A 21342-nucleotide genomic window follows, 5' to 3' on the forward strand; every position below is an offset into this window, starting at 1 on the left:
TCCTGGTCGCCTGCTCGGCGAACACCCCCGGCGTAGGATCCTCGGATTCCGTCGGTCCCCGCACCGCCGTCGTCGACGATCCGAATCCGGAACCAGTCACCGACGATCCGGCCGCGGTACTGCCCGTGACAGTGACCGGATTCGACGGCGTCGCCGTCACGGTGACGGACAACAGCCGCATCGTCGCTGCCGACCAGTACGGCACGCTGGCCGAGACCGTCTTCGCGCTCGGACTCGGCGACAACCTCGTCGGGCGTGACACCTCTGCTGCATTTCCCGCGGCCGAGAGCGTGCCCGATGTCACCCCGACCGGCCATTCTCTGAGCGCCGAAGGAATTCTGGCGCTGTCGCCGACCGTCGTCCTGACCGATACCAGCATCGGTCCACGCGCTGTGCAGGATCAGATCCGAGCCGCGGGAATTCCCGTCGTGTACTTCGATCCCACCCGCACTCTGGCCGGCGTCGCCACCCAGATCGAGGCCGTGGCGGCCGCCCTGGGTGTGCCCGACGCCGGTGCTGCCCTCGCCGAACGAACGAACACCGAGATATCGGCAGCAGCGAACGACACACCCGAATCCACCGAACCGCTGAAGATCGCGTTTCTGTACATGCGCGGGCCCGCGATCAAGATGCTCGCCGGGCCCGGTTCGGGAGCGGATGCACTGATCGAGGCTCTCGGTGCTACGGACGCCGGTGTCGAATCGGGTCTGACCGAGCAATTCGTGCCGGTCACCAGCGAAGCGTTGATCGCCGCAGCACCCGACGTCATTCTGATGATGACCAAGGGCCTGGAATCTATCGGCGGAATCGAGGGTCTCGAGCAGATCCCCGGAATTGCTCAGACCCCCGCGGGCAAAGAACGCCGGGTGGTGGACATGGACGACGGGACCATCCTCAGTTTCGGCCCGAACACCGGAAAGGTGTTGGGCGCACTGTCGAAGGCCGTCTACGACCCGGCGTCATGACCGACAGAACACTCGCCGAACCACGCGCGGGCCGAGGACGGGTACTTGCCACATTCGGAGCCCTGGTCGTTGCACTGGTGGTCCTGGCTTTGATCTCGGCCGTCGTGGGACAGGTGCCGACGACTCCGCTGGAAGTACTGGGCAGCATCGCACATCGGGTGGGACTCGACATCGGCCCGATGCCGGCACATCCCAGCGGCGAAGTGACGCTGTGGCAGGTCCGATTCCCGCGGCTGACGCTGGCAATCGTCGTCGGCGCGTGTCTTGGCTGCGCGGGTGCGTTGCTCCAGGGGGTGTTCGCCAATCCATTGGCCGAGCCGGGCGTCGTCGGGGTCTCCTCGGGCGCTGCTGTCGGTGCAAGCTCGGTCATCGTGCTCGGTGGCAGCTTCGCCGGAGTCTGGAGTGTGGCGCTCGCCGCATTCGTCGGCGGGCTCGTCACCACGATCGCGGTGTATTTCCTCGCTCGCAACGCAGGCCGCACCGAAGTGGTGACACTCATCCTCACCGGTGTTGCAGTCAATGCCTTCGCCGGCGGTGTCATCGCGTTCTTCACCTTCGTCGCCAGTCCCGCCGCCCGCGATCAGATCGTGTTCTGGCAACTCGGGTCGCTCGCGGGCGCAACCTGGCAGTCGGTGGCCGTGGTCGGCCCGCTCGCGCTGATCGGAATCGGAGCCTCACTGGCGATCGCCCGCCGGCTCGACCTGCTTGCACTCGGGGAGAACGTGGCACGCCATCTGGGAGTGAACGTCGAACGACTCAGACAGTTCGCCATCGTCGTCGTCGCCCTCCTCGTCGCGTCCGGGGTCGCGTTCACCGGAATCATCCTGTTCGTGGGTCTGGTGGTTCCGCACGCCATGCGGATGGTGCTCGGCCCCGCGCATCGACTGCTCATCCCGTCCAGCGCCCACGCCGGGGCCGTCGTGCTGCTCGCCGCCGATCTCGTCACGCGAACCCTCGTCGCGAACGTCGACCTGCCGCTCGGCATGGTGACCTCACTGGCGGGTGCCCCGTTCTTCTTCTGGCTGCTCCGCCGCACCCGTGCTCGCCAGGGCGGCTGGGCGTGATGGGGCGCACAGCGCGCCGGGACATCCCGGTCATCCCTGAACCGGGCTCGAGCACCCTCGTCGCCTGCGGAGTCTCCGCACGGCGCGGGGACGCGACGGTGTTGTCCGACGTCCACCTCGACGTGGTGGCCGGCGAGATACTGGCGTTGGTGGGCCCCAACGGCGCTGGTAAATCGACGCTGCTGTCGGTCCTGGCCGGAGACACCGAGCCCAGCGCCGGATCGGTTCGGCTGGGCGACGAACCGCTGACCCGCATCCGCACGGTGGACGTGGCCAGGCGACGCGCTGTGCTGCCTCAGCAACACAGCGTCGGATTCGCGTTCACCGCCGGCCAGATCGTCCGGATGGGCCGAGCACCCTGGGTCGGTACGTCGGCGGCACGCAACGACGACGACCGCGTCACCGCAGCCATGTCCGCCTGCGACGTAGCGGAGTTCTCGCATCGACCGTTCGCATCGCTCTCCGGCGGCGAGCAGGCCCGGGTCGCGTTGGCGCGCGTCATCGCCCAGGACACCGCGACGATCATGCTGGACGAGCCCACTGCAGCACTCGACCTCGGACATCAGGAGTCGGTGATGGCCGTGGTGCGTTCACTCGCCGCCGCCGGCCGTGCCGTGGTCGTCGTACTGCACGATCTCGGCCTCGCAGCGGCCTACGCCGACCGCGTCGCGATCCTGGACTCGGGTGAACTGATCGCAACCGGTCCGCCGCGGGACGTTCTGACCGCCGAAAGGCTGGCCCGGGTGTACCGACACCCCGTCGACGTGTTCGATCATCCCGACACCGGCGAACAGCTGGTGGTTCCCCACCGTGTCAGAAACCCTCCAGCACGGAATTGACCCGGTTGAAGAAGGCCCGCACCGCTGTGGTGTCCCGCTGTGACGCATCGGACAGCTGCTGCGCATGGGCGACCGCATCACGCACCACACCGACGATGCTGCGCTCGTCCGTCAGATCGACCTCGGTGACCGAATGCTCGGCAACCGCTTCGACCTCGGACCGGTCCGGTACCGGAGATTGCACATCGGCGCGGTATATCTCCACGTACAGGGTGCTTCGGTGCACCCGAAACGCGAACGCCCGGCCGTCGTCGGTGCGTCCGAAGCCGTTCGGATGCGTTCCCGCGTTCACTTCCTCGACGACGAAGTGTGATTCCTCGGTTCCCACGTCCACTCCCATGTCGTGCACTCACCCCGGACGAACACGCTACCGCTTCTTCGGACGCAACCGGACGACAACCGATCCGGCGCGGTCGATTTCGCCGAGATCGCCGCACGCTGGTACAGATGTGGCAGCGCCTCCACAGGCAGCGTCATCTCGAGGAAGTAGGTTCGGCCTCATGCGAACACCGTCGGCTCGTTCGATTCGGGCGGCAGTCGCGTCCGCGCTCGCCGTCGTCACAGTCCTGTCGATCGGCGGGTGTTCCAGCGACGACGAGGACGCCGACGACATCTCGGTCGAACCCCGACCGCCGGCGGAGTCCCCCGAGGCGACCGTGACCCCCGCCGGCACCGTCAGCGCGTTTGCGCCCGTGGATGCCCTCACCTTCGACCCCGCCACCCGCACCCTGGTGGCGCTGACCGACGCATCCACAACGGTGACCCTGGTCCGCGACGGAGCCACGGCCGAGACCCGCGTGGTCGACCTGGGCTCCACGGGCGCAGAACTCGTCGCCGGACGGGAATCGACCGTTCTGGTCCCCATGGACGGTGCCGTCGCGAGAATCGCAGTGGCGGACGGACAGCGCACCGACCTGACGGTCGACGCAGACGCATTGTCCGCAGCAGACCTGCCCGACGGCACGACGGCCGTCGGGGACGACACCGGAGCGGTCCGCGTGCTCGACACCAACGGGCAGGTCACCGCCACGGTCTCCGGCGGCAGCGTGACCTCTGCCGATTCTCTGGCCAGTACACCGAACGGTGTCTCGGTTCTGGATCGTCGTCAGACGTCGGTGACCGACCTGGATCTGGACGACGGCACCCTCGGAGTGGCCTTGCGCGCAGGCGAAGGTGCCGCGGAGATGACCAGCGACGAGTTCGGTCGCCTGCTGGTCACCGATTCGACCGGGACCGAGTTGCTCGTCTTCACCTCGCACGATCTGCTGATGCGCCAACGGTTTCCGGTCGGGTCGCAGCCGTGGGCGATCGCCTACGATGAGCAATCCGGTGTCGCATGGGTGACGCTGCCCGCTCTCAACGAGGTGGTCGGGTACACACTCGATACCGGAATTCCGGTCGAGGCCAGGAGGTTGGCCACTGTGCGGCAGCCCAATTCGGTTGCCGTCGACGCCGACACCGGCGACCTGTACGTGGGATCGGCAACCGGTGACGGTCTGCAGCGCATCCCCGCTGCGGGTCGCTGACTTCGGTTGAATGGCAAGGAGGCATGTGAACGCACACGAGAGTTCGGCACCCGGCCGCGCGAAGATGCCCGTCGGATGGGAAGTGTCGCCGTCCGACGATTGGGAGTACGTGCCGTTGCGGCTGCCGCCGGATGTGACCCGTGTGACGGCCTCGATGCGTCTGGCGATTCAAGCGGAGTTCGGCGGCTGGGAACTGTCGCGGGTTCGCCTCTACACCGATGGCAGCAGGCGTGTGCTGCTCAAACGCAAGAAGACCGCGCATCACATCCCTGAGCCGGGAATCTGAGCGAGTCGCAGTACTGTTCTGACCGCACGATCGTCGAAACCACAGCATGAGTTCGACCGAGCCAGATCGACCGGAGAGAAGACCGTGGGAGACCATCTGTACCGCGTCCTGTTACGCCTGATGTTCCTCGTGCCACCGGAGAGGATTCACCACCTGGCGTTCGCGGTGCTCCGCGCCGTCGCCGTCGTGCCGCCGCTCCGCTATCTGGCCGAGAAGATGTTCGTGGTCGATGATCCACGGCTGCGCTCGACGGTGTTCGGCGTCGACTTCCCGGCTCCACTCGGTCTCGCGGCCGGCTTCGACAAGAACGCCGACGGAATCGATGCGTGGGGGCCGATCGGATTCGGTTTCGCCGAGATCGGCACCGTGACCGCGCAGAGCCAGCCGGGCAATCCGACTCCGCGACTGTTCCGGTTGCCTCCGGACCGCGCCATCGTCAACCGCATGGGTTTCAACAACCACGGCGCCGAGCACGCTGCTCAGCGCGTCCGTGCCAGGCGCACGGGTATCCCGATCGGTGCCAACATCGGCAAGACCAAGATCGTCGAGCCGGACGGTGCTGCCGCGGACTACACCGCCAGCGCCCGGCTGCTGGGCCCGTTGGCCGACTTCGTGGTCGTCAACGTCAGCTCCCCCAACACCCCTGGACTGCGTGACCTCCAGGCCGTGGAATCGCTGCGGCCGATTCTGGTGGCGGTTCAGTCGGCGGTGACGGTGCCGGTACTGGTCAAGATCGCCCCCGATCTGTCCGACGAGGACATCGACGCCGTGGCCGATTTGGCCGTCGAACTCGGTCTCGACGGGATCGTGGCCACGAACACGACGATCTCCCGCGCCGGTCTGCGCACCGACGCCGACGTGGTCACCGCAGCAGGAGCAGGCGGCCTGTCCGGTGCTCCGCTGGCAGACCGCTCGCTCGAGGTGCTGCGACGCCTGTACCGCCGAGTGGGTACGCGTCTGACGCTGATCTCGGTCGGCGGAATCGAGACCGAAGCGCAGGCATGGGAACGCATCACCGCGGGCGCGTCGCTGGTGCAGGGCTACACCGGGTTCATCTACGGCGGCCCGCTGTGGATCAAGAACATTCACCGCGGACTGGCCGCTCGGCTCGAGCAACACGGGTTCGCCACGATCGCCGATGCGGTGGGCTCCGCGAACAGGCCCTGAACCGTCGGGTGTCGGAGACGAGTCCTCCGGCACCCGACGACGGAGCTCAGGCCTCGTAGATGCCGGTGAGGACCGCGCGACCGATGGCGTGCGAGAACAGATTGAAGCCGAGGTAGGCCGGGGTTGCCGTCTCGTCCACTTCGAGCCGTTCGACGTCCACCGCGTGAACCACGATGAAGTAGCGGTGCGGGCCGTGGCCTGCGGGCGGTGCAGCACCGATGTAGCGGAACAGGCCTGCGTCGTTCTTGAGCGTCACCGCGGTGCTGGGTACCCCGGTCCCGCCGTCGTCGCCCGCGCCGGACACCAGTGATGTCGTCTCGACGGGGATGTTCGCCACTGCCCAGTGCCAGAAGCCGGATGCCGTCGGCGCGTCGGGGTCGTAGACGGTGACGGCGAAGCTCTTGGTGCCCTCTGGGAATCCGGACCAGGACAGCTGCGGAGAGTTGTCGTGTCCACCGGCTCCCATGATTCCACTGACCTGCTGAGCGGCCAGTGTCTTACCGTCCTCGACGTCCTCGGACGTCAGCTCGAAGGACGGTAGGTCCGGAAGCGAGTCGTATGGGTTGTACGCCACGATGGTTCCTTTCGTATCAGCTGTGCAGCAAGAAGTGTTCGAGTACCTGTGTACCGAACTCCAACGATTCCACGGGTACTCGTTCGTCGATGCCGTGAAACAACGCCGCGAAATCCAGTTCCGGCGGCAACTTCAGCGGGGCGAAGCCGAAGCAGCGAATGCCGATGCGCGCGAATGCTTTTGCGTCGGTGCCACCGGAGAGCATGTAGGGAACGGTTCGACCGTTCGGGTCGTGTGCCAGGACTGCGTCGTTCATCGCATCGACGAGATCTCCGTCGAAGGTGGTCTCGTACGGTTCGAGTTTCGTGATCCACTCGCGTTCGACGTTCGGGCCGATCAACTCGTCGACCTCCTTCTCGAAGGCCGCCTGCCGCCCCGGCAACACTCGGCAGTCCACCACTGCCGTCGCCGTCTGCGGAATCACGTTGGCCTTGTAGCCGGCCGAGAGCATCGTCGGGTTCGCGGTGTCGCGCAGGGTCGCTCCGACGATGCGGGCGATGCTGCCGAGCTTGAGCAGGGTGCCGTCGATGTCCGGTGACGTCGGGTCGAAATCGAGCCCCGATTCCTCCGAGACCGCCTGCAGAAACTGCGAGACCGATTCGGTGAGCACCAACGGGAACGTGTGATTGCCCAGTTTGGCCACCGCCTCGGCGAGGTACGTCACGGCGTTGTCGTCGTGCAGGAACGATCCGTGCCCGGCTCGCGCCTTCGCCGTCAGGCGCATCCACGCCAGGCTCTTCTCCGCCGTCTCGACCATGTAGAGCCGCTTCTCGGTGCCGTCCGGGCGGGCGACGGTCAATGAGAACCCGCCGACCTCGCCGACCGCCTCGGTGATGCCCTCGAACAGATCCGGTCGGTTGTCGACCAACCAGTGCGATCCGTACTTGCCACCTGCCTCCTCGTCGGCCAGGAACGCGAACAGGATGTCGCGAGGTGGGACGGTTCCGTTGGACTTGAACTGGCGGGCCAGCGCGAGGGCCATGCCGACCATGTCCTTCATGTCCACTGCGCCCCGGCCCCACACGTACCCGTCCTCGACGGCCCCGGAGAACGGATGCACGCTCCAGTCGGCGGGCTCGGCCGGCACGACATCCAGGTGTCCGTGGACCAGCAGCGCGCCGCGAGAGGAGTCCGCCCCACGCAGCCAGGCGAACACGTTGCCTCGACCGGGAGCACCGGACTCGACGTACTCCGTTTCGTACCCCACCTCCTCGAGCTTGCTCGCCACCCACTCGGCGCATTCCTTCTCACCGACCGTGGTCTCGAGCTCCCCCGTGTTCGAGGTGTCGAAACGGATGAGGGAACTGACGAGATCCACGACTTCGTCGAGGGCAACGGTGGCATCGACATCGCCTGGGTTTCCGGGGTTGCTCACATCGTTGGGCACACGTCGTTCCTACCACCAGAATCCGCTCCGGGCACCATGAGAAACGGCCTCGAGCATGAACTGACGTGGGGATTTGGGTTATCGGGAACCCGTCGGATAATCTTACGCAGCACACAGCGGCCGGCTGTGAAAGCAACAAAAGAATATGCGGCAGAGGTCGCACTTGTCCGAGTGGCGGAATGGCAGACGCGCTAGCTTGAGGTGCTAGTGTCCTATTAACGGACGTGGGGGTTCAAGTCCCCCCTCGGACACCGTCTGAAAGATGTAGCCAGACAGAGATTTTCACAGATCTGAGTTGAGACAGACGAAACGGACCCTGATTCTTCGGAATCGGGGTCTTTTTCGTTCTGCACTCGCTTCTTTCGGCTCGAAGGGGCCGATGCTAGGAGACCGAATATGGACGCGATCGACCCGACCGATCTCGAGACGTGCCTGCGAGTGCTGAAGCAGGCCGCAGAGCTGGACAAGAATCATCCGGATTCGATCGCTGTGCAGCGCGCGTCCGGTGCCATGTTCAAAGACCTCAAGCGTGCTCGACGCGTCGCCGCGCGCAATGCCGTCAACGCGGCCGACCGTGCCGTCGTCGCCGCCACCGCGACAGGATCCCCGGACCGGATCGACGACGAGACAGCAGGACTGTCTCTCACCTCCCGCGCCGAAGGAGACATCGCAGGCACGCTGATCAAGGCTCGTCCCTGCTACATCTGCAAGCAGCGCTACACCCACGTCGACTCGTTCTATCACCAGCTGTGCCCGGAGTGCGCGACGCTCAATCGCGGCAAGCGGAACGCTCGAACCGACCTGTCCGGTCGGCGGGCTTTGCTGACCGGTGGGCGGGCGAAGATCGGCATGTACATCGCACTTCGACTGCTTCGCGACGGTGCCCACACCACGATCACCACTCGTTTTCCCAACGATGCCGTGCGGCGCTTCGCGGCGATGGACGACAGCGACCAGTGGCTGCATCGTCTGCGCGTCGTCGGTATCGATCTTCGCGATCCGGCTCAGGTTGTGGCACTTGCCGATTCGGTCGCGGCAGAGGGTCCTCTGGACATCCTGATCAACAATGCCGCACAGACCGTCAAGCGCTCCCCCGGTTCCTACAGCGCTCTGGCCGACGCCGAGGCCGAAGCTCTGCCTGCGGCCCTGACCGAGGGCTCAGGACCGGAGCGCATCACGTTCGGCAAGACCAGCGATGCGCACCCCGCGTCGCTGGCGAGCTCGTTGCCTGCCACCGCGATCGGCGACAGGTCGACCGCTGCTCTGAGTGCCGACGACGTTGCCTCGCTGGCCATGGTCGCCGGTTCGGTCACGGCCGAGAGGATCGAGAGCGGGCTCGCCATCGATGCAGGCGGCCTGGTGCCCGATCTGGCCGAGACCAACAGCTGGATCCACACCGTCGAGCAGGTGGACCCGGTGGAACTGCTCGAGGTGCAGCTCTGCAATTCCGTCGCACCCTTCATCCTGGTCTCGCGGCTCCGCACCGCGATGGAAGCCTCGGAGGCGCGACGAAAGTACGTCGTGAACGTCTCGGCCATGGAGGGCCAGTTCGGCCGCGCCTACAAGGGGCCGGGTCATCCCCACACCAACATGGCCAAGGCCGCGCTGAACATGCTGACGCGCACCAGCGCGAAGGAGATGCTCGACAGCGGGATCCTGATGACCGCCGTCGACACCGGTTGGATCACCGACGAGCGGCCACACCCCACCAAGATGCGGCTCGCCGACGAGGGTTTCCACGCTCCTCTCGACCTGGTGGACGGTGCCGCTCGGGTGTACGACCCGATCGTGCAGGGAGAACTCGGAATCGATCTGTACGGCTCCTTCCTCAAGGACTATCAGCCGTCACCCTGGTGATTTTCGCGTGCGTCCCCCTCGGCGAACGCGGACTGCGATACTCGTAGCCGAAGTCGTTGCGCGCGAGCGAACGGCCCTTCTTCACGCACCGATAGGCGGTCACCATGGGCGAGGACGTCGAGCGCCGTAAGTTCACCAGGCAGGACCGGCACGAGTTTCGACAGAAGGTCCAGGACTGTCTCGACGCGCTGGCGATCATGTTGGCCGACGAGACCTTCCACGTCGGTGAACCGCAGATCGGCATGGAAATCGAGCTCAATCTCGTCGACGACGACATGGAGCCGTCGATGGCCAACGCGGCGGTGCTCGACGCCATCGCCGACCCCGACTATCAGACCGAGCTCGGCCAGTTCAACATCGAGATCAACGTCGACCCTCGGCCACTTCGCGGTGCCTCGATCGCCGAATTGGAGACGGACCTGCGCAGATCACTCAACGCAGCGGACGAACGCGCCCGCACCTCGGGTAGTCGTCTCGCCATGATCGGCATGCTCCCGACTCTGGACGAGAAGCACTTCGAGCACCGATGGCTCTCGGCGAATCCGCGGTATGACCTGCTCAATCAGCAGATCTTCGCCGCGCGCGGTGAGGACATCGAACTGAAGATCGGCGGAGTTCGGCTGCCCGGTGCCGCTGCCGCCGAGGACCTCGACATCGTGACCGACACGATCCTCCCGGAGGCAGCCTGCACCTCGGTTCAGCTGCATCTGCAGGTGGCTCCGGACGATTTTGCGTCGTATTGGAATGCAGCGCAAGCTCTTTCGGGAGTGCAGGTGGCGCTCGCCGCCAACTCGCCGTTCTTCGCCGGTCGCGCGCTGTGGCACGAGACTCGCATTCCGCTGTTCGAGCAGGCCACCGACACCCGGCCGCAGGAGCTCAAGAATCAGGGTGTCCGACCGCGGGTGTGGTTCGGCGAACGGTGGATCACCTCGATCTTCGATCTGTTCGAGGAGAATTCGCGCTACTTCCCTGCGTTGCTGCCCGTCTGCAGCGAGGAGGACCCCAAGGCTGCGCTCGCGGAGGGGAAGACGCCGTCGCTGTCCGAACTGCGCATGCACAACGGAACCGTCTACCGGTGGAATCGGCCGATCTACGATCGGTCCGGCGACGGCCACCACATCCGGCTCGAGAATCGCGTACTCCCGGCCGGACCGTCGGTGGTCGACACTCTCGCCGACGCGGCGTTCTACTACGGCACCGTGCGCGCGCTTGCCGACGCCGACCGCCCGCTGTGGTCCCAGATGTCGTTCGACGCAGCCGAGGAGAACGTGCACTCCGCCGCCCGCGGCGGGTTCGACTCGATGCTCTACTGGCCGGAGGTGGGCTGGGTGAGTCCGCAGGAACTGGTGTTGCGTCGGCTGCTGCCGCTGGCCGACGCCGGGTTGGCCGCCTACGGCGTGGACGCGACGGTCCGCGACCGATATCTCGGGGTGATCGAAGCGCGGTGCCTGGCCAAGCAGTCCGGCTCGGTGTGGCAGCGCAACGCCGTCGTCGCCCGTGAACGTGCCGGCGAGAAGCGCGATCGCGCGCTCGCCGGAATGCTCGGTGATTACGTCACACTCATGAATGCCGGAGAACCCGTGCACACCTGGACGAACTGACGGCGCGTCGACTCGCCGGGGTGACCCGCGTTAGTGTCGCTGGTATGAACTCGCCTGCATCCGACTCGACCATCGGCCCCGATCGCACTCACGACATCGTCGTCTACGGCGTCACCGGCTTCGTCGGGAAATTGACGGCCAAGTACCTCGCCGAGCACGCACCGGCCGACACCCGGATCGCCCTCGCAGGGCGCTCGAGGTCGCGGGTGGAAGCTGCGCGGAAGGATCTGGGCTCGAGGGCTCAGCAGTGGTCCGTACTCGAGGCCGACGCCACCGACGTCGCATCGCTCAAGGCCATGGCCCGATCGACCAAGGTCGTCATCACGACCGTCGGTCCCTACGCCAAGTACGGCTTGGAATTGGCAACCGCGTGTGCCGAGGCCGGGACGGATTACGTCGACCTCACGGGCGAGGTGCTGTTCGCTCGCGAGAGCATCGACACCAACCACGAGATCGCTCAGCGCACCGGGGCTCGCATCGTCCACTCGTGCGGCTTCGATTCCATTCCGTCCGACATCGGCGTGCACGCCCTGTACGAGGCAGTGACCGCGGACAATGCCGGTGAGCTGACCGACACGACCCTGGTGGTCACGTCGATGTCCGGCGGGGTCAGCGGCGGCACCATCGACTCGCTGCGCGGGCAGATCGAAGCGATGAAGAAGGACAAGCGGGCCCGACGCATCGCCGCGCGGCCGTACTCGCTCAGTCCCGATCGCGGCCTCGAGCCGCAGCTCGGCCGTCAGCTCGACACCGTGCTGATCGACGGCAAGAAGATCGACCCGAGCCTGCGTGGCTGGAAAGCACCGTTCGTGATGGCCTCGTACAACACACGAGTCGTCCGGCGCACCAACGCACTTCGCGACTGGGCCTACGGAAAGCAGTTCCGCTACAGCGAGGTGATGAGTGTCGGCTCGTCGTTCGCCAGCCCCGTCCTCGCCGGCGCCTTGTCTGCGGGGCTGTTCGTCGGTGTGTCCGCCATGACGGTGCTTCCGGGCAAGGTGCTCGACCGCATTCTGCCCAAGCCGGGCACCGGCCCCAGTGAAAAAGCCCGGGAGAAGGGACATTTCACGGTCGACCTGTACACCCTCACCACCTCCGGCGCGCGCTACCGGGCGCGGGTCAAGGCCTCGGGTGACCCCGGCTACAAGGCCACCGCGGTCATGCTGGCGGAGTCGGCACTCGCGCTCGTGCACGGCGGCGATGCCCTGCCCAAGGCCAGCGGAGTTCTCACGCCCGCCACCGCGATCGGCGACGTCCTCGTCGATCGTCTCAACGCCGCCGGAATGGAGATCTGGGCCAAGCGGAACTGAAATCCCGTTCGTCGTTGTGGACAGGTGCTGGCACGATGGACCCGTGCCGAACCACAACTACGGACTCACGGTGAACTGGACGGGCAACCGCGGCGTCGGTACCACCGGCGCCGCAGCCTACGACCGCGATCACATCGTCTCGGCGCCCGGGAAGCCGGACCTGCACGCAAGCTCCGATCCGAGCTTTCGGGGCGATCCCGAACGCTGGAATCCCGAGGAGATGCTCGTCGCCTCACTGTCGAGTTGCCACATGCTGTGGTACCTCGGGCTCGCTGCAGCATCGGGCGTGGTCGTCACCGGATACACCGACTCCCCCACCGGAGTGATGACCGAACAATCCGATGGTTCGGGTCAGTTCGTCGAGGTCACATTGGCTCCGGTCGTGACCGTCGTCGACCCGTCGATGGTGCCGCGCGCCGAGAAGCTGCACGCGTCCGCATCGTCGAAGTGCTTCATCGCGCGATCGGTCAATTTCCCGGTGCGGCACACCCCGACGACAGAGGTGGCGTCATGACCGTCCCTTTGATCGTCGACGTGGACACCGGAATCGACGATTCTCTGGCGCTGCTGTACCTGCTGGCCAGCGAGGATGCCGAGATCCTCGGCATCGCATCCACCGCGGGCAACGTCCCGGTCAACCAGGTTGCCGCGAACAATCTCGCCTGGCTCGACCTGTGCCGCGCAGACGATGTCGAGGTCTCGCTCGGCGCACAGGTACCCCTCGTGGCACCGCTGATGACCACCGAGGACACTCACGGGCCGCAGGGCATCGGCTACGCGGAGCTTCCGGTGTCGACGCGGCCGCTGTCCGACCGGGACGCCACCACGATGTGGGTGGAGCTGGTTCGCTCGCGGCCGGGCGAGATCACCGGGCTGGTGACCGGCCCGCTGACCAATCTCGCTCTCGCGATCCGTCGGGATCCCGAGCTACCTCGACTGCTGAAGCGACTGGTGTTGATGGGCGGCGCATTTCAGCACCAGGGCAACACGACACCGACCAGCGAGTGGAACATCGCCGTCGACCCGGAGGCCGCCGCAGAAGTGTTCTCGGCCTTCTCGGGACTACCGCCGGAACGGTATCCCGTCGTCTGCGCGCTCGACGTCACCGAGACCATCGAAATGACCCCCGAGCACATCCGTCGGCTGGCCGCGCGAGCGGGAAGCCTTCCGGTGGAGTCGATCTCCACCGACGACGCACCGGGTGTTCGGTCGATCGCGTCGAACCCGATCGTTCGGCACTTCTCCGACGCGGTGCGGTTCTACATGGAGTTCCATCGCGATCACGATCAGGGTTTCCTGGCGCACATGCACGATCCCTTCGCGGCAGCGGTGGCCGTGCAACCGGACATAGCCAGGTATCGACATGCGACCGTCGACGTCGAACTAGTCGGAACCCTCACCCGCGGAACGACCGTCGCGGACTGGCGCGGGATGTGGGGAAAGGCCCCCAACGCGGCGATCGTCACGCACACCGATCCCGAGGCGTTCTTCGACCGACTGATCGAACGGGTCGGAGCACTCGCCGCCCGGCTCTACCCCGCGTCGCCTGCGGCCGAAACGGAGTCAGGAATCGAACGCGTCGAGTAGCTCCTGGGCGGCCAATGCGGCCGTCAGAGAACCGTCGCGCACACGGGCTTCGACGTCGCCGCGAATCGCCTTGACGGAAGGATTCTGCGCCAGCCTGCGCAGCAGTTGGTCGTTGACCATCGTCCAGGTCCAATCGACCTGCTGCTTGCGGCGCTTCTCCGCGAATTCGCCTGCGTCGCTGAGTACTTGCTGGTGCCGCAGCACGGTATCCCAGTACTCGTCGAGTCCGGTGCCCTCGATGGCACTCATGGTCAACACCGGAGGCTTCCAGATCGCATCGTGCGGGTAGATCAGCCGCAGCGCCCCCGCCAACTCCCGCGCCGCGTTCTTCGCGTCGGTCGCGTGCTTGCCGTCGGCCTTGTTGACGGCCACCAGATCGGCGAGCTCGAGAACGCCCTTCTTGATGCCCTGCAACTGATCTCCGGTGCGCGCGAGTGTGAGGAACGTGAAGCAGTCGACCATGTTCGCGACCGTCACCTCGGACTGCCCGACGCCCACCGTCTCCACCAGAATGACGTCGAAGCCTGCCGCTTCGAGGAGCACGATCGTCTCCCGCGTCGCGCGTGCGACCCCGCCCAGAGTTCCCGACGTCGGGGACGGCCGAATGTATGCGTTCTCCTGCACCGCGAGCCGCGACATCCGGGTCTTGTCACCCAGGATGGAACCACCGGTACGCGTCGACGACGGATCGACGGCGAGCACCGCGACCCGGTGCCCCTTCTCGATCAACCGCATCCCCAGCGCGTCGATGAACGTCGACTTGCCGACGCCCGGCACTCCGGTGATGCCGACCCGATGGGAGCCGCCTGCGTCGGGCAACACCCGCAACAGCAACTGCTGAGCCAGGTCACGATGATCCGAGCGGGTGGACTCGACCAGGGTGATGGCACGGGCCAGACCGGATCGTTCGTTCGCTCGGACCGACTCCACAACCGCGTCGATGTCGATGGCGCGGCCCTTGTTCGGAGAGTTCATATTCAGGCGTTGGCCTCGCGTGGTGCATGTCCGAGCGCAACGGACAGCTTCTCCACCAGCCCGATCGCCGCGTCGGCGATCACAGTGCCCGGAGGGAAGATCGCCGCGGCGCCCGCCGCGTAGAGCTCGTCGAAATCGCCGGGCGGGATGACGCCACCGACGACGATCATGATGTCCTCGCGCCCGACGTCGGCCAAGGCCTGTCGCAAGGCGGGCACCAGCGTCAGATGGCCTGCTGCCAGTGACGACACTCCGACGACGTGAACGTCGTTGTCGGCGGCCTGACGGGCCACTTCCTCGGGCGTCTGGAACAGCGGGCCGACGTCCACGTCGAAGCCGATGTCCGCGAATGCCGTGGCGATGACCTTCTGGCCGCGGTCGTGCCCGTCCTGACCCATCTTGCACACCAGGACGCGAGGGCGACGGCCCTCGTCCTCGGCGAACTGCTCGACCAGCGCGGTGGCGCGGGTGATGTTCTCGGATTTGCCTGCCTCGTCGCGGTACACACCACTGATTGTCCGGATTTCGGCCTGATGGCGCCCGTAGACCTTCTCGAGCGCGTCGGAGATCTCGCCGACGGTGGCCATCTTGCGCGCCGCGTCGATGGCGAGGGCCAGCAGGTTGTTCTCCATGCCCGGCTGGTCCGACGCCGCAGCTCTGGTCAGGTTCGCCAGAGCGGCCTCGACCTCGGCGGTGTCCCGCTCGGCTCGCAGTCGCTCGAGCTTCTCGATCTGCTCGCGCCGAACCTTGGAGTTCTCGACCTTGAGCACCTCGATGGTGTCGGGCTCGTCGGGCACGTACTTGTTGACGCCGACGAGGGGCTGACGGCCGGAGTCGATGCGCGCCTGGGTGCGGGCCGCCGCCTCCTCGATGCGCAGCTTGGGGATGCCCTCGCCGATGGCCTGAGCCATGCCGCCTGCTTCCTCGACCTCGGCGATGTGTGCCCGAGCCCGGTTCGCAAGCTGATGGGTGAGCCATTCGACATAGTGCGAGCCGCCCCACGGGTCGATCGGGCGCACGGTGTTGGACTCCTGTGCGATGAGCAGCTGGGTATTGCGGGCGATGCGTGCCGAGAAGTCGGTCGGCAGGGCGAGTGCCTCGTCGAGGGCGTTGGTGTGCAGCGACTGGGTGTGGCCCTGGGTGGCCGCCATCGCCTCCACGCAGGTGCGGGCGACGTTGTTGAACACGTCCTGTGCCGTCAACGACCAACCCGACGTCTGCGAATGCGTGCGCAGTGATCGGGATTTGGCGCTTTTGGGCTCGAACTGCTGGACGAGCTCGGCCCACAGCAGACGCCCGGCCCGCAGCTTGGCGACCTCCATGAAGAAGTTCATTCCGATAGCCCAGAAGAAGGACAGTCGCGGTGCGAACGTGTCGATGTCCATGCCCGCATCCAGACCGGCCCGGATGTACTCGACACCGTCCGCGAGGGTGTACGCGAGTTCGAGATCCGCTGTGGCACCGGCTTCTTGGATGTGGTAGCCGGAGATGGAGATCGAGTTGTACTTGGGCATCTTCTCGCTGGTGTACGCGAAGATGTCCGAGATGATGCGCATCGAAGGCTTGGGCGGGTAGATGTAGGTGTTGCGCACCATGAACTCTTTGAGAATGTCGTTCTGGATGGTGCCGGCGAGCTTCTCCGGCCCGACGCCCTGCTCCTCGGCGGCCGCGACGTACAGCGCCAGGATCGGCAGCACCGCACCGTTCATGGTCATCGAGACCGAGACGCTGCCCAGGTCGATGCCGTCGAACAGTTGCCGCATGTCGTAGATGGAATCGATGGCGACTCCGGCCATTCCGACGTCACCCTGCACTCGGGGGTGATCGGAGTCGTAGCCGCGGTGAGTGGCCAGGTCGAACGCCACCGACAGACCCTTCTGGCCGGCCGCGAGGTTCCGACGATAGAACGCGTTGGACTCGGCCGCCGTGGAGAAGCCGGCGTACTGCCGGATCGTCCACGGCTGGTTGACGTACATCGTGGGATACGGCCCGCGCAGGAACGGCGGTGCGCCCGGGTAGCTGTGCAGCGGGTAGCCCTCGGCCTCGGCGGCGGCACGATCTGCCTCGGTGAACACCGGCTTGACGTCGATGCCCTCGGGGGTGGACCACACCACCTGCTCGGGCGTGTAGAAGTTGGCCTTCGCACCCTGCTGCACATGGGCGGTGACGTCCTCGGCCGACGGCGGCGTCGGGGTCGGCTCGTCGGGATCGACCAGTGGCACCTCGGCGAAACTTCCGATGGTGTGCGAGATTCTGCGCTCGTCGTTGTTCATGTCAGGCTCGCTCATCTCAGGCTCCCAGGGTGTCGAGAAGTTCGGTCAGCACTGCGACGGCGTCGACTTTCGCGGTCAGGAATCCATCGGGACGCGAGGTGCCCTCGATGCCGGTGAAGATCTTCTCGGGGCCGGCGAGCAGAACCTGCGTGACGCCCGCTGCCCGGAGCGCGTCCACCGCAGTGGCGGCCTCGTCGGCGTATCGCTTGTCGGTGCCGCACACCACGACGGTGTGAGCTCCAGACGCCTCCACTGCCCCGGCAACGGCGTCCACGGTCAGGGGACCGGGGTTGACCGCCTCGATACCGCCCGACGCCAACAGGTTCGACGCGAATGTCGTTCGGACGTTGTGTTCGGCGACGCTGCCCAGCGGCACCAGGAGCACTGTGGGGCGCGAATCGTGCTCGGCCAGATAGGCATCCGACCTGTCTCGCAGCGACTCGAATGCCCGGCCGTATCGATACACCGTTGTCGACCCCTGCGGCGCGGTTCGTTCGGGACTCAGCGGAGCCTCGGCCAGGTTGGGAAATTCGTTGACGCCCGTCAGCGGGGTCACTCGGTGAGCGATGTCGGAATCGCGTTCGGCGCGAGTCTTCTCGATCGCGGCCACGAGCGAACCGTCGTCGACGGCGGCGCGGAATCCTCCCGACGCTTCGATGGTCTGGAAGAACTCCCAGGCCTTCGCGGCGACCGCTGCTGTCAGTTCTTCGATGTACCAGGACCCGGCACCCGGATCCAGGACCCGTCCGAGATGCGCTTCTTCGAGCAGCAGCAGCTGGGTGTTTCGGGCGATGCGGGCCGCGAACGTCTTCGACACCCCGGCTGCGCCGCCGCCGAGTGCCGCATCGAACGGGAGCACGGTCACCGAATCGGCACCGCCCACTCCCGCTCCGAACGACGCCAGCGTGGTCCGCAGCATGTTCACCCACGGATCCCGCTGCGACATCATTGCTTCCGAGGTCACCGCATGCTGAGGAGCGTCACCGGCGTCGGGAGCTCCGCACACCTGCGCGATCCGCGCCCACAGCGTGCGAGCGGCCCGGAACTTGGCGATGGTCTGGAACTGGTCGTCGGTGGCGGAGAACCGGAACTCGATTTGTCGCAGGGCATCCGAGATGCCGATACCGGCATCGGTCATGGACCGGAGATACTCGAGTCCTGCGGCGATCGCCGCGCCGAGCTCCTGTGCGTCGCCGCCACCGAGATTGTGGAACACGGTGCCGTCCACCGTGATCGCACGAACCGTCTCGGCGCGACCGATCGACTCACGAACCAACTCGAGCGCCTCGGTCATCTCGATCGACTCGGCTCCGCCCAACCCCGCTGTGAGAGTGGACACGCCGAGCCGGACGTCGACTGCGGCGCGCTCGTCGATATCGGCCGAATCGAGTACCCCGAACACCGCGGCTGCCGCTGCGGACGCGTCCCCGCGCGCATCGAGCGTCAGCGGTGCGAGCTCGAGAAACACCCCACGCAGAACCTCCGGCAGAGCAGTGGGGTCGACGCCACCGTCGCCGACCGTCAACCACAGGGCGCTGGTGCCGTTGGAGAGCGAATCGAGTATCTGGGTATTGAGTATCGACGCGTCGTCGGCGCCGCGTACCGAGCCGTGGCGGGTGCACACCTTCCATCCCGCGTTGACGTCGCGGTGGGGGTCGCGGCCCCGCAGGTAGGGAAACTGCCCGGGCAGCGGAGCTTCCGGTCGCTCGTCGAACGCGGTGTACAGCGGGGACACGGTGATCCCGTCGTACGTCGTGGAATCGAGCAGATGTTCGGCATCGGCGGGCAGATCGGCCACCTCGACCCGACGAGATTTGGCCAGGACACCGGCCACTGCCTTCTGCCAGGCCGCATGAGCGCTGCGTGCGGCATCTTCGTGCGACGCGATGGACACGTGTGCTTGCTCCCTCGGTTCGGCGGGTAGTCCTGCGCCCGACTTGAAGTGATGCTAACCCCACTGCATTGCAGGTTATCGTGAGGATCACCTCACGTTCGGTCGTGCAGCTCTGCTCTCGAACTCGGGAAGCAGCGAGGTGTCGTCTCGCGCCGGTACGCTGGCCTCTCGTGACCCGGCACCTGCGTGACGTTCGACTGATCGCGCTGCTGGCGGTGATTGCCGTCTTCGCTCTGGTAGCGGTGTTCGCACCCCATCCGACTGTCGAACAGATTCGTGAGTGGGGCACCTCCGTCGGCCCGGCATTCCCGCTCGTGTTCTTCGGCGTGCACGCGATCGTGACCGTAGCGCCCGTCCCGAGGACCTTGTTCACGCTCAGTGCAGGAGTGCTGTTCGGGCCCCTGACCGGTCTGGCGGTCACCATCGGCGCGTCGACGGTCAGCGCGATTCTGGCGCTGCTGTTGGTCCGTGCGATCGGTCGCGAAGCCGTGGCGGCGCGGATGTCGCACTCGGCTCTCGATTCGGTGGACGAGAGTCTGCGCCGACGAGGCTGGCTGGCCGTCGGCTCTCTGCGTCTGATTGCGCCGGTGCCGTTCTCGTTGGTGAACTACGCGTGTGGGGTGTCGGCGGTTCGGCCCGTCCCGTTCGCGCTGGCGACGGCCGTCGGGATGCTGCCTGGCACTCTCGGAATCGTCGTGATCGGCGGAGCGATCGGAGGCGAGACACATCCGGCGCTGCTGGTGTTGTCTGCGGTCTGTATTGCGATCGGTCTGAGTGGGCTGGTCGTGGATTGGCGTCTCTCGCGCGGTTCGCGATCCGAGCCTGCCCCCGCGGGCGGCCGACAGGTCGGGAACCTTGATTCTGACGAATCAAGCCTTGAAGCTTGACTGAACTACATCAACGATCTAGCCTTGTCCAATGTTCGTGCTGACCGTGGACCAACGCCGCAGTAGACGCGATATCGATCGCGTGCCCGAACTGCTCGATCGATATCGCGACCACGAACTGATCCGACCCTTCGAGCGCACCGCAGGAGACGAAGTGCAAGCCGTCTGCGAGGACGCCGCCACCGTCGTCTCGATCGCTCTCGAACTGGTCTCCACCCCGCACTGGAGCGTCGGAATCGGCATCGGCTCCGTCGAACTCCCGCTACCCGAGACGACACGCGCCGGACGCGGACCGGCGTTCGAGGCAGCCCGAGACGCCGTGACCCGAGCCAAGAATGCCCCGGCAGCACTCGCCGTCAGCGGCCCCGATGTCGCTGCCGCCGAGGATGCGGAGACAGCATCGACCCTGGTTGCGCTGCTTGTCATCAGACGATCGGACCAGGGCCGAGAAGCTGTCGAACTCATGGCCCGCGGGTTGTCGCAGACCGACGCGGCCGAACGGTTGAAGATCAGTAAACAAGCCATGTCGCAACGACTGTCGGTAGCCGGCTGGCACGTCGAGAACGCGGGCCGCACCCTGGCGACTCGATTGCTCGACACAGCGAACACGACGGGAAGCAACCGACCATGATCGTCGCCACCCTGGTGCTGCTCGCGCTGACCGCAGTTGCCGCTACCGTTCCCGCCGGCACCGGAATTCGCCGATGGTTGCCCACCGTCGCGGCGTCGAGTCTGCTCGCGGCAGCGGCGGTCCTGGCCACGGTGGCCGGACCGGCCTACGGTCTCGGCCATGCCGTCGGAGTCGTCCTGAGCGTCGTCGCCGCAGCCCTGGGTGGAACGGCGATGGTACCCACCGTGTTTCGCATCGCACGACGACGACGACGACGCGACTCGACCGGAGACGATCCGGTCGAGCCGCTTCGTGGTGGACTGACGATAGGCATCCTCGAACGCGTGGCCGTCGCGGTGTCGATTCTCGCCGGCTGGCCGGAAGGCATCGCCATCGTGCTGGCAGTCAAGGGACTCGCGCGCTATCCCGAACTGCGCGAATCCCATGCCTCCGAACAGTTCATCATCGGCACCTTCGCCAGCGTCCTGTGGGCCCTGGCCGCTGCCGGGGTCGGAACTGCCCTGATCAACTGATCGGGGC

20 protein-coding genes and 1 tRNA gene are annotated in these 21342 nt (G+C 66.2%); 15 read left to right on the forward strand and 6 right to left on the reverse strand.

What is annotated here, in order from left to right; translation table 11 throughout:
* Positions 1 to 2 precede the first annotated feature (2 nt).
* Genes AYK61_RS03945 through AYK61_RS03955 form a run of 3 tightly spaced genes read left to right on the forward strand, consistent with a single transcriptional unit; the run spans position 3 to position 2868 of the window.
* Complete coding sequence (locus AYK61_RS03945; RefSeq protein WP_397485413.1) at positions 3 to 965, forward strand: hemin ABC transporter substrate-binding protein; 963 nt, start codon at positions 3 to 5, stop codon at positions 963 to 965.
* A complete protein-coding gene (locus AYK61_RS03950; RefSeq protein ID WP_121869892.1) occupies positions 962 to 2029 on the forward strand; it encodes an iron ABC transporter permease in 1068 nt (355 codons plus the stop codon). Before AYK61_RS03945 ends, AYK61_RS03950 begins: the two co-directional genes overlap by 4 nt.
* Positions 2029 to 2868: a heme ABC transporter ATP-binding protein gene (locus tag AYK61_RS03955; RefSeq protein ID WP_121869893.1), complete on the forward strand. Its 840-nt coding sequence runs from the start codon at positions 2029 to 2031 to the stop codon at positions 2866 to 2868. The genes AYK61_RS03950 and AYK61_RS03955 overlap by 1 nt, the downstream gene beginning before the upstream one ends.
* Here AYK61_RS03955 and AYK61_RS03960 read toward each other — a convergent pair.
* Positions 2843 to 3208, reverse strand: coding sequence for a hypothetical protein (locus AYK61_RS03960; RefSeq protein WP_121872415.1), 366 nt, complete (start codon positions 3206 to 3208; stop codon positions 2843 to 2845). The genes AYK61_RS03955 and AYK61_RS03960 overlap by 26 nt on opposite strands.
* A 160-nt stretch (positions 3209 to 3368) precedes the next feature.
* Here AYK61_RS03960 and AYK61_RS03965 point away from each other — a divergent pair, with 160 nt between their 5' ends.
* The 3 genes from AYK61_RS03965 to AYK61_RS03975 all read left to right on the forward strand — a co-directional run bounded on the left by AYK61_RS03965 (position 3369) and on the right by AYK61_RS03975 (position 5847).
* On the forward strand, positions 3369 to 4394 hold the full coding sequence (locus tag AYK61_RS03965) for a YncE family protein (protein WP_121869894.1): 1026 nt from the start codon (positions 3369 to 3371) through the stop codon (positions 4392 to 4394).
* Positions 4395 to 4404: 10 nt separating this feature from the next.
* The gene (locus AYK61_RS03970; RefSeq protein WP_121869895.1) at positions 4405 to 4680 is read left to right on the forward strand and encodes a DUF5703 family protein; all 276 of its coding nucleotides are present in this window, start codon (positions 4405 to 4407) and stop codon (positions 4678 to 4680) included.
* A gap of 96 nt (positions 4681 to 4776) precedes the next feature.
* Positions 4777 to 5847, forward strand: coding sequence for a quinone-dependent dihydroorotate dehydrogenase (locus AYK61_RS03975; RefSeq protein WP_121872416.1), 1071 nt, complete (start codon positions 4777 to 4779; stop codon positions 5845 to 5847).
* A 46-nt stretch (positions 5848 to 5893) separates the two neighbouring features.
* Here AYK61_RS03975 and AYK61_RS03980 read toward each other — a convergent pair whose 3' ends face one another.
* Positions 5894 to 6421, reverse strand: coding sequence for a YbhB/YbcL family Raf kinase inhibitor-like protein (locus tag AYK61_RS03980; RefSeq protein ID WP_032398050.1), 528 nt, complete (start codon positions 6419 to 6421; stop codon positions 5894 to 5896).
* 16 nt (positions 6422 to 6437) lie between these two features.
* On the reverse strand, positions 6438 to 7796 hold the full coding sequence (locus AYK61_RS03985; RefSeq protein ID WP_121872417.1) for a M20/M25/M40 family metallo-hydrolase: 1359 nt from the start codon (positions 7794 to 7796) through the stop codon (positions 6438 to 6440).
* A 177-nt stretch (positions 7797 to 7973) separates the two neighbouring features.
* Between AYK61_RS03985 and AYK61_RS03990 the strand changes: the two genes are divergently transcribed.
* The 6 genes from AYK61_RS03990 to AYK61_RS04015 all read left to right on the forward strand — a co-directional run bounded on the left by AYK61_RS03990 (position 7974) and on the right by AYK61_RS04015 (position 14163).
* A tRNA-Leu gene (locus AYK61_RS03990) sits at positions 7974 to 8059 on the forward strand.
* A 145-nt stretch (positions 8060 to 8204) separates the two neighbouring features.
* Positions 8205 to 9665 (forward strand): SDR family NAD(P)-dependent oxidoreductase, encoded by a 1461-nt coding sequence (locus tag AYK61_RS03995; RefSeq protein WP_121869896.1) that lies wholly within the window; start codon positions 8205 to 8207, stop codon positions 9663 to 9665.
* 104 nt (positions 9666 to 9769) lie between these two features.
* Entirely contained in the window at positions 9770 to 11266 is a 1497-nt protein-coding gene (locus AYK61_RS04000) for a glutamate-cysteine ligase family protein (protein ID WP_121869897.1), read from the forward strand.
* A gap of 44 nt (positions 11267 to 11310) precedes the next feature.
* Positions 11311 to 12576 (forward strand): trans-acting enoyl reductase family protein, encoded by a 1266-nt coding sequence (locus AYK61_RS04005; RefSeq protein ID WP_121869898.1) that lies wholly within the window; start codon positions 11311 to 11313, stop codon positions 12574 to 12576.
* Between the two features lie 43 nt (positions 12577 to 12619).
* Positions 12620 to 13090 carry an OsmC family protein gene (locus AYK61_RS04010; RefSeq protein ID WP_121869899.1) on the forward strand — a complete coding sequence of 157 codons (471 nt, stop codon included), beginning with the start codon at positions 12620 to 12622 and terminating at the stop codon, positions 13088 to 13090.
* Entirely contained in the window at positions 13087 to 14163 is a 1077-nt protein-coding gene (locus AYK61_RS04015) for a nucleoside hydrolase (protein ID WP_121869900.1), read from the forward strand. Before AYK61_RS04010 ends, AYK61_RS04015 begins: the two co-directional genes overlap by 4 nt.
* On the opposite strand, the gene meaB is transcribed toward AYK61_RS04015, so the two are convergent.
* Genes meaB through mutA form a run of 3 tightly spaced genes read right to left on the reverse strand, consistent with a single transcriptional unit; the run spans position 14140 to position 19305 of the window.
* Positions 14140 to 15138 carry a methylmalonyl Co-A mutase-associated GTPase MeaB gene (gene meaB, locus AYK61_RS04020; protein WP_121869901.1) on the reverse strand — a complete coding sequence of 333 codons (999 nt, stop codon included), beginning with the start codon at positions 15136 to 15138 and terminating at the stop codon, positions 14140 to 14142. The genes AYK61_RS04015 and meaB overlap by 24 nt on opposite strands.
* Before the next feature lie 2 nt (positions 15139 to 15140).
* Positions 15141 to 17411 (reverse strand): methylmalonyl-CoA mutase, encoded by a 2271-nt coding sequence (gene scpA / locus AYK61_RS04025; RefSeq protein ID WP_121872418.1) that lies wholly within the window; start codon positions 17409 to 17411, stop codon positions 15141 to 15143.
* Between the two features lie 16 nt (positions 17412 to 17427).
* Positions 17428 to 19305, reverse strand: a complete 1878-nt coding sequence (mutA, locus tag AYK61_RS04030) for a methylmalonyl-CoA mutase small subunit (protein ID WP_121869902.1) — start codon at positions 19303 to 19305, stop codon at positions 17428 to 17430.
* A 170-nt stretch (positions 19306 to 19475) separates the two neighbouring features.
* Here mutA and AYK61_RS04035 point away from each other — a divergent pair, with 170 nt between their 5' ends.
* From AYK61_RS04035 to AYK61_RS04045, 3 genes are read left to right on the forward strand one after another with little or no spacing between them, the layout of a single operon-like run.
* Complete coding sequence (locus AYK61_RS04035; RefSeq protein ID WP_121869903.1) at positions 19476 to 20192, forward strand: TVP38/TMEM64 family protein; 717 nt, start codon at positions 19476 to 19478, stop codon at positions 20190 to 20192.
* 31 nt (positions 20193 to 20223) lie between these two features.
* Positions 20224 to 20823: a hypothetical protein gene (locus AYK61_RS04040; RefSeq protein ID WP_121869904.1), complete on the forward strand. Its 600-nt coding sequence runs from the start codon at positions 20224 to 20226 to the stop codon at positions 20821 to 20823.
* On the forward strand, positions 20820 to 21335 hold the full coding sequence (locus AYK61_RS04045) for a hypothetical protein (RefSeq protein WP_121869905.1): 516 nt from the start codon (positions 20820 to 20822) through the stop codon (positions 21333 to 21335). Before AYK61_RS04040 ends, AYK61_RS04045 begins: the two co-directional genes overlap by 4 nt.
* Positions 21336 to 21342 lie beyond the last annotated feature (7 nt).

It is taken from the genome of Rhodococcus sp. SBT000017, assembly GCF_003688915.1.
In the GTDB taxonomy this organism is placed as follows: Bacteria; Actinomycetota; Actinomycetes; order Mycobacteriales; family Mycobacteriaceae; genus Rhodococcoides.

Excerpts from the sequence above, each read along its gene's own strand:
- AYK61_RS04045 (WP_121869905.1), top strand. The coding sequence starts at position 20,820 with ATGATCGTCGCCACCCTGGTGCTGCTCGCGCTGACCGCAGTTGCCGCT.
- AYK61_RS03970 (WP_121869895.1), top strand. The coding sequence starts at position 4,405 with ATGGCAAGGAGGCATGTGAACGCACACGAGAGTTCGGCACCCGGCCGC.
- AYK61_RS04005 (WP_121869898.1), top strand. The coding sequence starts at position 11,311 with ATGAACTCGCCTGCATCCGACTCGACCATCGGCCCCGATCGCACTCAC.
- AYK61_RS03965 (WP_121869894.1), top strand. The coding sequence starts at position 3,369 with ATGCGAACACCGTCGGCTCGTTCGATTCGGGCGGCAGTCGCGTCCGCG.
- AYK61_RS03950 (WP_121869892.1), top strand. The coding sequence starts at position 962 with ATGACCGACAGAACACTCGCCGAACCACGCGCGGGCCGAGGACGGGTA.
- AYK61_RS03955 (WP_121869893.1), top strand. The coding sequence starts at position 2,029 with ATGGGGCGCACAGCGCGCCGGGACATCCCGGTCATCCCTGAACCGGGC.
- AYK61_RS04040 (WP_121869904.1), top strand. The coding sequence starts at position 20,224 with ATGTTCGTGCTGACCGTGGACCAACGCCGCAGTAGACGCGATATCGAT.
- scpA (WP_121872418.1), bottom strand. The coding sequence starts at position 17,411 with ATGAACAACGACGAGCGCAGAATCTCGCACACCATCGGAAGTTTCGCC.
- AYK61_RS03995 (WP_121869896.1), top strand. The coding sequence starts at position 8,205 with ATGGACGCGATCGACCCGACCGATCTCGAGACGTGCCTGCGAGTGCTG.
- AYK61_RS03960 (WP_121872415.1), bottom strand. The coding sequence starts at position 3,208 with ATGGGAGTGGACGTGGGAACCGAGGAATCACACTTCGTCGTCGAGGAA.
- AYK61_RS04000 (WP_121869897.1), top strand. The coding sequence starts at position 9,770 with ATGGGCGAGGACGTCGAGCGCCGTAAGTTCACCAGGCAGGACCGGCAC.
- AYK61_RS04015 (WP_121869900.1), top strand. The coding sequence starts at position 13,087 with ATGACCGTCCCTTTGATCGTCGACGTGGACACCGGAATCGACGATTCT.
- meaB (WP_121869901.1), bottom strand. The coding sequence starts at position 15,138 with ATGAACTCTCCGAACAAGGGCCGCGCCATCGACATCGACGCGGTTGTG.